The sequence below is a fragment of the Aminobacter sp. 01T433 genome (genome assembly GCF_056398585.1).
Genome location: NZ_JBFTPR010000013.1, coordinates 160,039 through 173,843, shown reverse-complemented (window position 1 = coordinate 173,843; position 13,805 = coordinate 160,039). Strand labels below are relative to the sequence as shown.

General features: G+C 59.5%; 11 protein-coding genes and 1 pseudogene. 3 read left to right on the top strand and 9 right to left on the bottom strand.

Annotated elements, in window-relative coordinates; translation table 11 throughout:
* Window positions 1-298 precede the first annotated feature (298 nt).
* The 7 genes and pseudogenes from AC1DLV_RS21760 to AC1DLV_RS21730 all read right to left on the bottom strand — a co-directional run bounded on the left by AC1DLV_RS21760 (window position 299) and on the right by AC1DLV_RS21730 (window position 7,004).
* Complete coding sequence (locus tag AC1DLV_RS21760; RefSeq protein ID WP_476803195.1) at window positions 299-1,510, bottom strand: IS91 family transposase; 1,212 nt, start codon at window positions 1,508-1,510, stop codon at window positions 299-301.
* A gap of 3 nt (window positions 1,511-1,513) precedes the next feature.
* Window positions 1,514-2,161, bottom strand: a pseudogene (locus tag AC1DLV_RS21755) (tyrosine-type recombinase/integrase); the annotation flags it as partial.
* Window positions 2,162-2,423: 262 nt separating this feature from the next.
* Window positions 2,424-3,062 carry a LysE family translocator gene (locus AC1DLV_RS21750; RefSeq protein ID WP_476801846.1) on the bottom strand — a complete coding sequence of 213 codons (639 nt, stop codon included), beginning with the start codon at window positions 3,060-3,062 and terminating at the stop codon, window positions 2,424-2,426.
* Between the two features lie 532 nt (window positions 3,063-3,594).
* Window positions 3,595-4,599, bottom strand: coding sequence for a helix-turn-helix transcriptional regulator (locus AC1DLV_RS21745; RefSeq protein ID WP_476801847.1), 1,005 nt, complete (start codon window positions 4,597-4,599; stop codon window positions 3,595-3,597).
* On the bottom strand, window positions 4,575-5,747 hold the full coding sequence (locus tag AC1DLV_RS21740) for a type II toxin-antitoxin system HipA family toxin (protein WP_476801848.1): 1,173 nt from the start codon (window positions 5,745-5,747) through the stop codon (window positions 4,575-4,577). Before AC1DLV_RS21740 ends, AC1DLV_RS21745 begins: the two co-directional genes overlap by 25 nt.
* Window positions 5,748-6,106: 359 nt before the next feature.
* The gene (locus tag AC1DLV_RS21735) at window positions 6,107-6,460 is read right to left on the bottom strand and encodes a phospholipase D-like domain-containing protein (RefSeq protein WP_476801849.1); all 354 of its coding nucleotides are present in this window, start codon (window positions 6,458-6,460) and stop codon (window positions 6,107-6,109) included.
* A 46-nt stretch (window positions 6,461-6,506) separates the two neighbouring features.
* Window positions 6,507-7,004, bottom strand: a complete 498-nt coding sequence (locus AC1DLV_RS21730; RefSeq protein ID WP_476801850.1) for a S1/P1 nuclease — start codon at window positions 7,002-7,004, stop codon at window positions 6,507-6,509.
* Between the two features lie 514 nt (window positions 7,005-7,518).
* Here AC1DLV_RS21730 and AC1DLV_RS21725 point away from each other — a divergent pair.
* From AC1DLV_RS21725 to AC1DLV_RS21715, 3 genes are all read left to right on the top strand, one after another.
* Complete coding sequence (locus tag AC1DLV_RS21725; protein WP_476801851.1) at window positions 7,519-7,998, top strand: hypothetical protein; 480 nt, start codon at window positions 7,519-7,521, stop codon at window positions 7,996-7,998.
* 1,142 nt (window positions 7,999-9,140) lie between these two features.
* On the top strand, window positions 9,141-10,985 hold the full coding sequence (locus AC1DLV_RS21720) for a tetratricopeptide repeat protein (protein ID WP_476801852.1): 1,845 nt from the start codon (window positions 9,141-9,143) through the stop codon (window positions 10,983-10,985).
* Entirely contained in the window at window positions 10,982-11,458 is a 477-nt protein-coding gene (locus AC1DLV_RS21715) for a GNAT family N-acetyltransferase (protein ID WP_476801853.1), read from the top strand. Before AC1DLV_RS21720 ends, AC1DLV_RS21715 begins: the two co-directional genes overlap by 4 nt.
* A gap of 155 nt (window positions 11,459-11,613) precedes the next feature.
* On the opposite strand, the gene AC1DLV_RS21710 is transcribed toward AC1DLV_RS21715, so the two are convergent.
* Together AC1DLV_RS21710 and AC1DLV_RS21705 are read right to left on the bottom strand one after the other, a co-directional pair.
* Entirely contained in the window at window positions 11,614-12,243 is a 630-nt protein-coding gene (locus tag AC1DLV_RS21710; protein WP_476801854.1) for a hypothetical protein, read from the bottom strand.
* A 170-nt stretch (window positions 12,244-12,413) separates the two neighbouring features.
* Window positions 12,414-13,769 carry a gluzincin family metallopeptidase gene (locus AC1DLV_RS21705; RefSeq protein WP_476836240.1) on the bottom strand — a complete coding sequence of 452 codons (1,356 nt, stop codon included), beginning with the start codon at window positions 13,767-13,769 and terminating at the stop codon, window positions 12,414-12,416.
* Window positions 13,770-13,805 lie beyond the last annotated feature (36 nt).

Below are 13,805 nucleotides of genomic sequence, written 5' to 3'. Positions count from 1 at the left end.
CGTGATGAGTTTCGGGCGCCGGCGGGCGTACGAAAGTCCCCGAGGAAGGAACCCGCGGGCCACAGTCAACGGCTATGGAAATTTCGATCTGCGGCCGATGTCGGCGTTGGCGCGGGCGCCGATAGGAAGCGCGAGGTGGATGCGGACAGCCCGCTTCGTTGCTCCATCGCGCGGTACTGGCGGCCCGGCGCTGGTCCGGCCACTCGCCTGTCGACGCCAGCAATCACCATGGACACGCGTGGGTCCGTTGCCGGAGGCTGAGTGCCCGCGGCTGAAGGCTGGATCATCCCATGCCGGGTCATGGGGCGCTCTCCCGGTTCCTCGCCGTTCTGCCTGGCGGTCCGCGCGGCTGGCTCCAGCGTTCGAACACCTCGATGACGATCATGCGTCCGCCGCAGCACGGGCAGGGCGGGCGAAAGTCGTCCGATTCCACCGATGGATCGTTCAGGACGGGAGGCGCGACCGCGAGCAACTGGCGGGCAAGCACGAGGCTGGCCTTGCGCGAGGAGCCGGCGAGCAGACCGTAATGGGGGATTCGGTGGAAGCCACGCGGCAGGACATGGAGCAGAAACCGACGGATGAACTCGTCGGTCGTGAGCGCCATCGTCTGCTGCCGGTCGGTGCCTGAGCGGCGATAGTCCTTGTAGCGGAAGGTGACGTTGGCCTCGTCGAAGGCGATCAGCCGGCGGTTTGAGATCGCCACTCGGTGGGTATAGCGCGACARRTAGGCCAGCACCGCTTCCGGCCCGGCGAAAGGCGCCTTGGCGTAGACCACCCAAGGCTTCTTCCGGACCGGCGACAGGTGCCGCAGGAATGCTCGCCGCTCGGCCAGGTGCGCCAGCGATCCGAAAAAGGCGAGCCGCCCGGCATCGTGCAGCGCGACCAACCGGGTGAGGAACAGCCGGCGGAATAGCTTGCCGAGAACCCTCACTGGGAACAGGAAGGCCGCGCGCGACGATATCCACCGGCCTCCGTCCGGCGCGATGCCGCCGCCCGGCACGATGCCGCCGCCCGGCACGATCATGTGGACATGCGGATGGTGCGTCAGTGCCGAGCCCCATGTGTGGAGCACGGCGGTGATGCCGATGCGCGCGCCGAGGTGCTTCGGATCGGTGGCGATCGTCAGCATCGTCTCCGACGCCGCCTTGAACAGCAGGTCGTAGACGAGCGCCTTGTTCTGGAAGGCGATGTCGGCGATCTCGGCCGGCAACGTGAACACGACGTGGAAGTAGCCGACGGGCAACAGGTCGGCCTCGCGCTCGGCAAGCCATGTCCGTGCCGCCGCGCCCTGGCACTTGGGACAATGCCGGTTGCGGCATGAGTTATAGGCGATCCGCCAATGGCCGCAGTCTGTGCAGGCCTCGACATGACCACCAAGGGCTGCGGTGCGACAGTGTTCGATCGCCGACATGACCTTCAGCTGTTGCAGGCTCAAGTGCCCGGCATGGGTGGCCCGGTAGGCCGGCCCGGCAGCACGGAAGATGTCGGCGACCTCAATCGAGGCGGGCACGCCTCAGCCATCAGGCGAGATCTCCGCCGGCTTGAACAGGCCGAGCTTGTCGAGTGGGCTCGTGATCGCACGCACGGTGCGGGTTGCGACCTTGGCATAGAGGGCCGTGTTGTCGAGCTTGGCATGCCCAAGCAGGACCTGGATAATGCGGATGTCGACGCCGTCCTCCAGAAGATGGGTGGCGAAGCTGTGACGCAGCGTGTGCGGCCCGACCCGCTTGGCGATGTCCGCGGCCTGTGCCGCCTCGACGACGATGCGATGGAGATGGCGGGTGCTGATCGGCTTCATCGGATGCTGTCCGGGGAACAGCCAGCCGTCGCGGTGCATGACGCCTTGCTGCCGTCCGACCTTCCACCACTGGCGCAATAGCGCGAGCAGGTCCGACGACAGCATGGCATTGCGGCACCGCCCGCCCTTGCCGCGCTCGACCCGCAGCAGCATGCGCTCGCTGTCGACATCAGTGACTTTCAGCGTCGACACCTCGGCCACGCGCAGCCCGGCTCCATAGGCGACCGACAGCGCAGCCTGATGCTTGAGGCAGGTGGTGGCGTTGAGAAGACGGGCAACCTCGTCACGGCTCAGCACCATGGGCAGCCTGCGCGGGTGCGCCAGCCGGACCAGCYTGCGCGCCAGGTCTGGGCGGTCGATTGTGCTGGCGCAGCGGACTGATGGGTGCATCGAGAACAGGGTGGGGCATGATCAGGCTCCTTGTTGAAGAAGCCCGTCATGCTCTGCCGCTGCCGAACGACGCTCAATGCAAGCGCGGCGAACGGCTCGTGCCCTTTACCTCACCGCGCGCGCGCTCCCGCGCAGCGGGTTAGTTCATCGGCCCCAGTCTGATGCCGCCGGCGAAAGCGCAATGGCAAAGATCGATGGAATCCCGACTTCAACGCCGAAATGCGGGAGTTATGCGTCAAACAGAAGGTCGTACGCTGTCGGTCATCAGCTTGACGCCCAGCGCTCCAACCACCGCTCCCGCAGCGCGGTCGATCCAAACTTTGGATCGCAAATAGGCAGCCTTCGGTCCGCGTGATGAGAAACCCAGGGCCACAATGGCGTACCACATGAATTCGTTGAGGAAGAGCAGCGGCGGCAGAGCAATCAACATCCACGATGGTGTCGGCGAGGGCAACAGTGCAGCAAACATCGACGCATAGAAGATCGCTGTCTTTGGGTTGGACAGTTGCACAAAGAGACCGCGTAGGAGGGACTTCCAAAGCGTGCTTGGTCGTCCAGTTACCGTCTCTGCAACCTCTATCGGTTTGGGCGCGGCGCGCCAGATGTTAACTCCGAGCAAAACAAGATAACCTCCGCCGGCCAGCCTCAGCACGAGATTAAGCCATTCAACTTGCATCAGGATCGCCGTCAGACCAGCGACTGCGATACAGGCGAAAATAAAGCCGCCTATGCCCATACCTATCGCCGCCATTACGCCGTCTGCGCGCGACCCGGAGATGGCGATGCGCGAAACCACGACAAAGCTTGGGCCTGGGCTGATAGCCCCGAGAAGGAAAACCCCGAGGATGGAGAACAGGATCGCAAGGTCATGCACGGTGTTTCCTCCTATATCCAATGCTTTTCGCACCGGTCGCTTCACCGGGATCGACCCGGTCGCCACAATTAGTGAATCAACTCGCTATTGTCCGCAATGGGACGCGACCGGAACGGCTGCTATTCCAGCTCGATATCCGAGAAGCCGATGGTCAGCTCACATCGCAGGCCAAAAAAGATTTTCGCTTGCTGGCCCCGAGTGCGATGTCGGCGATATCGGCGCTGGGTGGTTTTCTGCCCGTCGGGTTCCGCCGACCAAATGATGTAAGCGGACGCTGGGTCAGCCCGGCGTGGCCGACAGCTTTGCGCCCTTATTTCAGCCGTTCCAGGCCGGCAAGGCTCTCCCCGAAAGCTGACATCCTGCCACTTTCCGCTTGGATCGAATTGGAAAGTTCCAGAGTCGTACTGGCGCGCCGGACAGGATGAAACTGGGAACTCTTATGTGATTGTAAGCGCTATATGTTTGTGAGCTAGGGTCCGCTGTTCCGCGCTGTCGAGCTCTATGTTCCACCTGTTGAACGCCTGGCTTATGCCTACCCTGTCCGGCTGTTCAGTAGGCGATCGGTTTCGGCCTTGACGCGATTGACGGTAAGGCCGGTCACACCGAACCTCTCATAGAGAGAGGCAATAATCGGAAACAGATGTTCGCTGAGCCGCTCCGTGATGGTCTCAGCGGGCACAGTTACCTCCAGCACCGCCTCGTCGCTGCGCGCGGCATGGCCCTCTAGCCACAATTCACTTAGCGGGTTCGCCCATGATCGCAGCAAGCGTCCGCTTAGGCCGTTATAGATTGCTCTGAACCGAACCGTTATGGGAGTGTCGTCACTCTTCCGCAGAAGGGATGCAAGCTTCTCAGCATGGAGCAGACCTTCACCAAGCCGCCAAACCGGGAGGGTCGTATCGAAGATCGTTCCGGGCGGGAAAGTGTCCTGCCCGTCTTCTTGATAGCCGCGCATCAGGAAGAGTCGCCCTGACGGTAACGCGCGCCAGAAGTCTGCATGAGCCGCATCATTGAACGTACGCTCTACGCTGGGCTCTGCCAGCCAGCACTCGATCGCGCCATCCACCTCGCGCGGGGCAAGTTCCGGCCGCGACATGACGATAAAGACGGGCCAGCCCGTGTGACGCGTTACCGCTTGGCGCAGCATACCCTCGTATTCCGTAAGGCTGACAGGTCGCAGGTCGCCCTCAAGACAGTAGTCGATGCGATACCAGCCATGAGGGAAACGTGCCGACGCCTCGGCCGGCAGCGTATCGATCAGCGTCTGCCACCGTTTGAAAGACTCATGGACAAACGCATTCTGTGCACCGTCTGTGGGCTGCTCGTCGATCAGGCCGACTACGCGCAGGATGTCAAACGCCTTGGCAAGCGTGAGAGTCCGCTCGGCCCGGTCGAACGCGGCAATTGTCGGCACACTGACACCCGCGAGCGCCGCATGCTCCCTCTGGGTCATGCCTTCGGTCTTGCGTCGCCGCAATGTCTCATCGACAAGACCCTGCCAGTTGAGGGGACCTATTCCCCGAGGATTCTCAGGCATGCGTTGCTCACAATCTCTGCATAGAGGGTTACAAATCCATCCGGCCCTTCGGCGTCCGGCGGGCGAATTACGGGCGCGGCTTTCTTCACTTGACGCCGAAGGTCGGCAAAGATCTGCTCAATTGCCCGGTCCGGTAGGCCGATCTCTCGCCCGAAGCTGCGGAACAGATCGCCGTCGGTAACATCAAGATGTACCTTGCGCCCGTTGATCGAGAGGGCCAGCGTCTGGTCGAAGCCGTCATAGAAAGCGGTGTTCAGGATGTCGTAAGCGGGCGAGAGGCGCAGCCCTATTGGCGTTTCCACCAATGAAAAATTCTTTAGGTGCGCATCGCAGTTGCCGATCAGCGCGAAAGCGATCAGGCGGCGAAAAAATCGGGCGAGGTCAATTGCCGGCCGCGCCGAATACTGGCTGATGATGGCGGCGATATCCTCATAGGCGGCATCATACTTTCCGGCGTAGTCCTGCCCGCGAGGTTTGCACAGGATCTGCGCGCAGTCTTCCAGCCGCAGCTTTTCACCCTTCGGCCCGCGGTCGAAGCGCGTGAGTATGAGCGCCTGCTCATTAACGACGGGAATGAAGGCTAGCGTGAACTCATTGACCTCCCGTGCGCCCAGTACCGCAGCAGACCAGCGCAGGCTTAGGGCCTCATTTCGCACGAGCGTTGTTATCCGCTCTGAATTGAACTTTGCAATATAGGGGGCGATGCCGTCCGCGGCGGCAGGCTGGAACGCACCCTTTGCTCCTTCGCGGGAAACCAGAAGCTTCTTCTGAATGCCCGAGACCGTGCGCCCGGGGCTGGCCGTGGCCTCGGTGATGGCCGTCGGCGGCTCGGCCCCTTTTGGCGGCCTGACGCTGACGGCGCCGATACAGTCCGCGCCATAGCGCAGTAACAGACCCAGATCATCCTCCTCGACGACGTGGGCGACGCGTGCCTGCTGTTCGCGGAGCCAGCCCTCTGGCCCGAGATGTTGAAAGAACGGATGCAGCCCCTGTGCCCATTCATGCTCGCGGCGGGTGACGGGCAGACAGCAGGCGATGTCCTCGGCCCAATCCGCGGTATAACTGAAGCGCGTTCCACGGCCCGCCGTTTCCACCAGCGTTCCGGCGAGCCGGTCCTTGAACAGAATGTCGGCGGTCCGCAAGACCATGATAAACCATACCTTACTTTTGGCGCATAGGGTTCCTAGAATTACCCCGTCGGCGCAATCATCGTTTATCTTATCGTGAAAAATCCAAAAAAGCAAACTATAGCTTTATTTTCCGCTGTCGCGCCATTCCAAGCAATCTATAATTGCCTCGATGTCCTCTGTCTGTCCAAAAAGTCGTTTAACGAAGGTATGATTTTCCAAGCAGTCCCCTAGGAAGCCCGATTAGTGGCTGCGCGCCGCATTTGGACGAACCCCCCGTTTGCCGCCGCATCCTCCTGTTCCTAAGATCCGATGCCTACATCGTCCTTTGTCCTTGGACCCCAGGATACGTCTTAGGCCACCTCAGTGATGGCGCCTACTTAGGCATCCTTGTCTATCCGCTTATTCTCGGCGTTAAATTTCTTCAGCAGGATAGCTGCGAGGCCAGTGCCTTGGAGGTACAAGGCCGACTCATCCAACGGGTTGTTCACAGTGGTGGATTGGGATCCCCAGTTCAGGCTACTGACGACGATATGATCGTCATCCCATGCGAGGAACTTCGCGTGCAACTGAGGTTCCGGGATGCCGAAAATCCCCACAGTCCCCGTTAGCCGCTCTCGATGGTCACTTACGTGGCCACGCTTCACGGGGCCGCCGCGCCTGGAATAGTAGATCGACACTTCGTCCAGCCTTTGGCCCGCCACTTCAGCAGGATCAAAGAGGGCCGGAACCATGTTTGCGCCAACGCGATTGGTACAGCAGATGAACCGTGTCTTTGCGTCATGGGCGGCAACCCGCAACAGGCGGCTGGTGAACGTCGCCGACGAGATGAAGCAGCCATACCAGATCATACGAGCGAACCTCATCCTCGAGGCGCTGCGCCGACGCCAATCCCGAGCGGAGCAACTCGATTTGCGTAATTGCGTTGACTGGATCGGCGTCGCCGACCGGTGTCCCGTCGACACTGAAGCCAATATCCTTGTAATGCCAATATGCGTGGATCAGCTTGTCGGAATAGCCCACGTTTTGACCAGCCTTGGGTCCGTCAGGCTTATCCTGAGTGCTGGCGTCGCGATATTCCTTGTAGTTCTTGATGTCGTCCGCCCAAACCGAGGCGCGGATAAAGGTGTATCGGTCGACATCTCCGGGACTCCCGTCGGAATTTGGGGGGGCGGCGGCCTTCCATTCGCTGTAGCGGGGATTGAGCCGGAAAAACCGGTTCGCCTCCGCTTTGGCCGCCGGCGTTAGCAGTTCGTAGGCCATGGCGGCAATACGCATGTGACCTTCGTCCCACCATGCGAACGCCGCGGATGTCCAAAGACACAAAATAGTCGCAAGAAGCAGCCGCGGACGCATCCAACCCTCCCTTGGAATGCGTAGACATATTGTCCACAACACCTATCGGAGTCGACTAACACCGTACGGAGTGACAGCAACTACGCGTCGAATGGGCAGCGACCCCATTCTGGGCCACACCTTATTCATGACACTATAGATATAGATTAATTGTACTTCAGATATAAACTTTCCGCAACAGATGTTATTGCATTGGGGAGCAGGATGCCATACAATCCAACACTTAGGGGTCTAAAATTGATGTACCCCTTTCATGCACTGCTCTGCGAGGCGACGCTCTAGAAGTTCGCTTTGTCCACGACGACTGTCAAGACTGATCCTCGGTGACTGACGAATAGACTCTCTACAACAGCACCGCACGTCCAAGGATGCCGTCGTAGCCGGCGGGGATGGTGTTGCCCGATATCGTGGCAAGCTGCCGCGAAGCATCTCCACGGTGCAGTTCCTCAAGGTCGTCCCCGTCAGAAAAGATGGCCTCGAGGCGAAGTTCGCCGACGCGCCGATCGTGCCCGTCGCTATCCCCGAAGGGCGTCGACCAGCGCTTCCGCTGCTCGATGGCGACGTTGATGCGGAGACGGGACGCATCAAGCTCGTGGTGACTTCCGACGGGTTCAACCGCAAGCGGCTGATGGCCGAGGAGAGTGGCCTGTTCGCGGCCACTCCAAGCGGGCAGCCGCCGGAGTTTCGAATTCGACGCGCCTTTGGCGATGTGGCCGATCCGATCTATGCCAGGGTCGTTCACAGCGGACCAATGAAGGTCGTCGACCGTGACACCGACATTCCGGTGTTCGCGGGCAGAGGCTCTCGTCATCCAGGAAAACGCCACTTTCCGGAAGTTCGTCGTGGTCTTCTTGACGGTTCGGTCTTTCCGATCGCTCGCGTCATCGACGAGAAAATCGTCAACTACATCTTCTAGACTCCCGTGGTCGCCCCAAGGACTGCAAGGCTGGCGAGTGCAAGCCAGTCACTCCACAGAGACCTCGAACTTAGCGTCGAGCAAAAAGCTGCCGGAACCATCGCGAGGGCAAATGACCGCTAGGGGTCAGATCGCGACCATGCCCACGCCTGACCTGAACGTCCGCAACCAAGGATCTGCGACCAGAAGCTGCCATTCTGCGTCCGGCCCCGTTTTGGTCGCCGTTTGACACCTACGGCCAACTCTCGGCCAATAGCCATGCCGAGGCGGGTGCAGCTGTTCAAGCCGCCTACCCTCGACAGCTTCAGGCACTGAAACAGCCGAATGTCGCTCTAGAGTGCTACTTCCGAAAGAGCGGGTAAGGTAGAGGTCAGCGGCGCTCATTGACATCGGGCAGAAGCGCTAGCGCGCCAAACTGGGGCCTGCTGCCCCCCTCAACCAGCAGGCCTTTCTGTTGCAACTGCTAGGCTGAATGGAAGGCACGACCTCAACAGAACCATCAAGCGTACGTTGACCTGCTGAAAGGTTCGATTGATGGCGGCCCTCCAAATCCTTTCGGTCGCGTCAGTCTCCCAAATTGGCCAACCGCCGCGCGGATCGACAACTGTACTAGCGGCGACGTGATAGGCCAGAAGAGGGTTTCCTAATCAACAGCCTACTCAGTTCCCCTCAGTGTCATTTATCTTAACGCAAGATTGATGACTGTTTACATCACGGCATTCTCTTCCCGAAATGCCGCCAGCGTAAACCAACGTGGCAGTCGTGAGGACTGCTATCCATGCAAGAATGATCTTAGTCATGTGAGCCTCCTTTGTTGCTTCGCAAGTGATATGGAGGGTAGGTTTGCAACCTGGCACCTCTAAACCCTGCGAACGATAGATTTCCATGCAGGCGTGATGTCAGCGTTAAGCAGGCGTGAGATGCATGTGAAAAGGGCCTTTAATCGCGGGTCGCTGTCATTCCAAGTTTTGCGCTGTCATCGCCGGGGTCATGGCGGGAGACCAGCTCGGCCGCAACCTTCATGAGGTGAATGAACCGGTCTCTGCCGCCCGAGATGATGCGGGCTCGATCTCGTCGCGATCGCATTGCGTTACGCAGGAAACTGATGTTACCTGCCCTTGCGTAATCAAGAGCGCGACCCGATGAAGAATGGTGAAGATGTACCCATGCGGCGCGTACAAATGTGCCTGCTTGGAGCATTTGCGCTGATCGGACCTGACGGAAAGTACATTACGCCGAAAGCACAGAAAGCTCAGGCGCTTTTGGCTTTGGTTGCAACCTCCGAGCACGGGGTGCGAAGCCGGGTCTGGCTCTGCGATAAGCTCTGGAGCGACCGAGAGGCCGAACAGGCTTCGTCGAGCCTGCGACAAGCACTGACGCATATACGAAAGTGCCTGGGGTCCCATGCTGACGTGATCGAGACGGACAGGACTTCGGTCCGTATTCGACTGGATCTCATTGAACTCGACCTTCTTGCCCTGACCGAGGGAACTTCCCAGATGGAAGGTACCGCACTCCTGCGGGAGTCCATCGATGCGGACTTTCTCGAAGGCATCGACATTCGCGACCCCGAGTTCGAGGACTGGTTGACCACCGAAAGAAACTATTGGTGGCAGGCCCGCCAACACCTACTTCAGACGAACAAGGCAAAACCTCAAATTCCTGCTTCGGAGAGCCCAAACCAGGCCGGGCGCCCGGAACACGCGACGAATTCTCCGCCGCTCAATGGCCGCAAAGAAACGAGCGGAGCAGGTTTAGTTACTGGCGATGGCCTGGAACAAGACGAGACGAACGGTCTGGCCGAGGTCTCGCTCCATTTGATGCCGGAAAACTCGATCGCGGTTCTGCAGCTGGAGAATCTATCCGGCGAACCGCCTCATATCTGCCACGGCGTGACAGGTGACATCATTTCGAACCTGACCCGTTTCCATGACCTCCACGTCATCGCACAGCGATCTTCTTCGGTATTCCACGGGCTGAACCTGTCGTCGCGAGAAATCGGCGCCCGGCTTGGGGTCCGCTATCTCGTTGATGGCGGCTATCAACGGATAGCAAACAGGGTTCGCATCCAGTTCCAGCTCATCGACTCGATGTCGGAACGCACCATATGGTCTGACCGGTACGACGGCGACATGAGCGACATTTTCGCCTTTCAGGACGAAGTCACGACCGTTGTCGCATCGCGTCTGTCAATCGAGGTGAGCGCATCGGAAATGCACCGGATGGCGCTGAGTGCACCCTCCGACTTGCAGGCCTACGGGCTCATTCTGCACGGCAAATATGTCTACCAGCGACTGCTGCGCGAAACCAACCAGCATGCTCGCCGTCTTTTCGAGCAGGCCGCCGAGGTCGATCCCAATTATGCTCGCTCCTACATAGGGATATCGCGCACACTCAACGACGCGTGGCGTTTCAACTGGGCCGACCCACCCGAGCCGTCGCTGGACGAGGCGCTGAGGCAGGCCGAGATTGCCATCAGCCTCGATCCGGGCGACGCGCGCGGCTATGCCGCCCTGGGTAGCGCCTACCTCTACAAGCGCGACCATGAGGCGTCCCTGGCCGCTTATGAGCGTGCCCTCGACGCCAATCCCAACGACGCCGACGTGCTGGCCGAAATGGGGCATTCAGTCTCCGTCTATGGGGATACGGAGCGGGCCGTTTCTTTGATCAAGCGGGCCATGCGCCTCAATCCCTATTATCCCGACTGGTATCTCTGGCATCTGGGTGAAGCCTATTTCGATATGCAGGACTATGAGCAAGCGATCCGCACACTCAACCAGATGCATGACAAGACCGAGGCCTACCGCATGCTGACCGCCAGCAATGCCTTGCTCGGGCGCATGGACGAAGCTCGCCAGTATGCCAGGCAGCTTCTGCTCACCCATCCCGAATTCACCCTTGCGCACTGGGTGAACGTGCCACCAGATCGCAACCCCGAACCACGTGAACGGCTGATCGACGGCTTGAGAGAGGCAGGGATAAAATGAGCCTGCAAGAGCCTGGAGTGGCGCGCGATGCGCCTACACCCATTGCGATGCGCCCCGCTGTTGCAGGCGACTTCGGCTACTGCCAGGCCCTTTACCTCTCCTCCATGTGCCCACTTCAAAAGGCGCTCGGCATCTGGGACGAAAAGAAGGTGGAGAACGCTTTCAAAGAATACTTTAAGCCGGAAGAGATCAGGATCGTCCTTGTGGATGGGGTCGAGGCGGGTTGGATCCAGGTTTCGCACGCTGAGAGCGAAGTCCATCTCGACCAGATCCATCTCAACGAAACGATCCGGGGAAGAGGTGTCGGCACGAAATTGATCTGTGAGACGATGGCCGATGCGCGCAGCGTCGGCAAGCCGGTGCTGCTGTCACTGCTGCGGGGCAACCGCGCGATCAGCCTTTATCGCAGGCTGGGCTTCAAGCCTAATGGCAGCGACAACACAAAGCTGCACATGCGTTGGAGCGCCCAATAGTCCCACCAAAGGGATGGAAAATATCACGCGGGATCAAACTAGCTAAAACGCAATCCCGTTTCTATCGCAGCCAAACCGCGTAGCGCGTCTAAGATGCGCAAGGATGCTGTGCATCATCCTTTCCGAAAATAGATCCCGATTTTCGGGGCCATGAACTAGTCGCTGCTACCACCATACGCCTTGCCGCCGCTGTAAGCTTTGCCTCCGCTATAAGCCTTCCCGCCGCTATAGGCCTTGCCGCCGCTATAGGCTTTACCACCACTGTAGGCTTTGCCGCCGCTATACGTGCTAGCCGCATCCAACTCTGCATCAAGGACAATCTGCTCAAGCGGCCCTGCGGACGGATCGAGACGCACGAGATAGTCACCCTTGTCGTAGGACCACACCATGATGTCCTCGGCGAAGGACGTGTCGGTTGAGGCTACGCCGGTTCTGTCGGCGCTACGGTTGGCACGGGCCTTGGCGCCCGCGCCAGGGACAGGGCTCTCAGCCTTGGTTCCACTTCCATGAACAAGAAATATCTGCGGCCTCGCAAAGTCATAATACTGGCCTTCGAACGCAAAGCCGTAGATTCTGGCGAATCTGACACTCTTCTTTTCGTTCTCCTTGTCTGCCAGCAATTGTTCTATCAAGTCGTTGTTGTCGCCGAAGCGCGGCGGATCTCCAGCGTTACCTACCGCGGGCGGTCCGTCAGGCGTTCGCGGATCAACAGGACTGTATTTCATGTCGTCCATGACCCTGCCGAACAGCAGTATCGTGGAGGTACTGAGAAGGGTTTCTGCCACGCCACCTCTCCTTAGCCAATAAACAAAAAATCATCCACACTCAGCTTGGGGTCGAAACTATCATAAAATCGTTGCTGTTCATACAACTGACGATGTTATGGCGGGTTTCTCACGAGAAGTAGCCTTGGCTTGTGCAACTGCAGCACGCGCGACATATGCCAGAAGGGACATCACGCACCTCGCCTAAGCGCCATCCTCGTCCGGTAGGGAAAATGCCGGCAATTCTGCTGCATCTCCGGTTTGGGGGCACGCCGTGAATAGGTGTGGCTGTCTTCGCCTGTCGACAACAGCTTCGGGCCTGCGCGCACGAGACCGATCCCCCGCCGCTCCATGTTGCCCGTTATGATCCTCTGGAAACGTCCGCCGGTCAGCCGATCGTCGGCCGCAAGAAAGGCCCGCGAGACTGCAGCATAGTCCAGGTGAAGCGGGCGCAGGCTGGACCAGCTTTGCGCAAGCGCGCGGCCCATATAGTCCCGAGCGTCAGCAAGGCATGCGGCGAAGCCTTCCGGGTTCGTGCCATAGGCGTTGTCGAACAGAGGTTGGATGACTTCATGATAGGATGGATCGCCTTCGAGCTGATCCGACAGGTCTTCGAGTTGCGCGGGGATCAACCCTCGTTTCAGCAGGTCCTCGTGGAAAACATCGACCCATATGTCGAATAGGGCGCCCGTCAGCGGCTGGGCTAGGTCATGTTCGTCCACCCATCCATCCGCGAAATCGTAGAGCGTTAGCGGATTGGACGCGACGCGCAATTGTTCGAAATCAGATACTTCCGCAAATCGGTTGAGACGGTTGTAGCTGTAAAGGTTGCCATGACTCGCCTCGAGCAGCCCTACCAGGGCAGACTCGAAATGCATGAGCGAGATCAACGACACCATGTCGGCCGATGACTCATGGAAACCGAAATGTTCGCCAGGAATGTTGCTGGTGTCGGGAAGGCCCACCTCGCCGTAGATGATCAGGTGGCCGGTCTCGTGCGATACGACATCGAAGCTCAAGCCGAATTCGACCCAGTTGCCGCTTGGCGTGCGAAACGAGCCTATTTCGATCGAGCCGTAGCCGGCATAGGCGTTGTCGAGTCCGGGCAGGAACACGACCTCCAGCCTTTCTCGGCTGTTTGCGAAATGCCAGCCGATGCCGCGTCCAAAATACTCCTGCCATATGTCCAGCGTGAAGCGTATTGCGCCATAGGCGTGCGCCTGGAGGAACTGCGGCGTACCGAATTCGATATGATCGAAATGCCCATCCCTGTCGGGCTCGGCAGGCGCAACGATTGGCCCATCCCATGGCGGGCCGTAGTGCGTAACTTGCCCTCCCGGCTCCTCGTAGAAGCCATAGGGTTTTTCCTTGCCGATTGGGTCGACGACATACAAACGAGCGTCGGCCGGTCCCGGAAAGACCGTACCTGCAGGCGGCGAAACCCAGACTGTTTCAGGTTCCCCCTGTTCTTCTAGCGTCGGAAGTTGAGGGAACAGGCGGAAGCGCGTCCCTTGGGGATGTTCGACTGAAGGCGAAGCACCAAACATGGCCGGAACCCCCTCACTGACAAGACTACGGCGCCT

What these genes read in the sequence shown, in the direction of transcription:
- AC1DLV_RS21705 (WP_476836240.1), bottom strand. Translation starts at nt 13,769, where the DNA reads ATGTTTGGTGCTTCGCCTTCAGTCGAACATCCCCAAGGGACGCGCTTC.
- AC1DLV_RS21720 (WP_476801852.1), top strand. Translation starts at nt 9,141, where the DNA reads ATGAAGAATGGTGAAGATGTACCCATGCGGCGCGTACAAATGTGCCTG.
- AC1DLV_RS21730 (WP_476801850.1), bottom strand. Translation starts at nt 7,004, where the DNA reads ATGCGTATTGCCGCCATGGCCTACGAACTGCTAACGCCGGCGGCCAAA.
- AC1DLV_RS21745 (WP_476801847.1), bottom strand. Translation starts at nt 4,599, where the DNA reads ATGCCTGAGAATCCTCGGGGAATAGGTCCCCTCAACTGGCAGGGTCTT.
- AC1DLV_RS21740 (WP_476801848.1), bottom strand. Translation starts at nt 5,747, where the DNA reads ATGGTCTTGCGGACCGCCGACATTCTGTTCAAGGACCGGCTCGCCGGA.
- AC1DLV_RS21715 (WP_476801853.1), top strand. Translation starts at nt 10,982, where the DNA reads ATGAGCCTGCAAGAGCCTGGAGTGGCGCGCGATGCGCCTACACCCATT.
- AC1DLV_RS21735 (WP_476801849.1), bottom strand. Translation starts at nt 6,460, where the DNA reads ATGGTTCCGGCCCTCTTTGATCCTGCTGAAGTGGCGGGCCAAAGGCTG.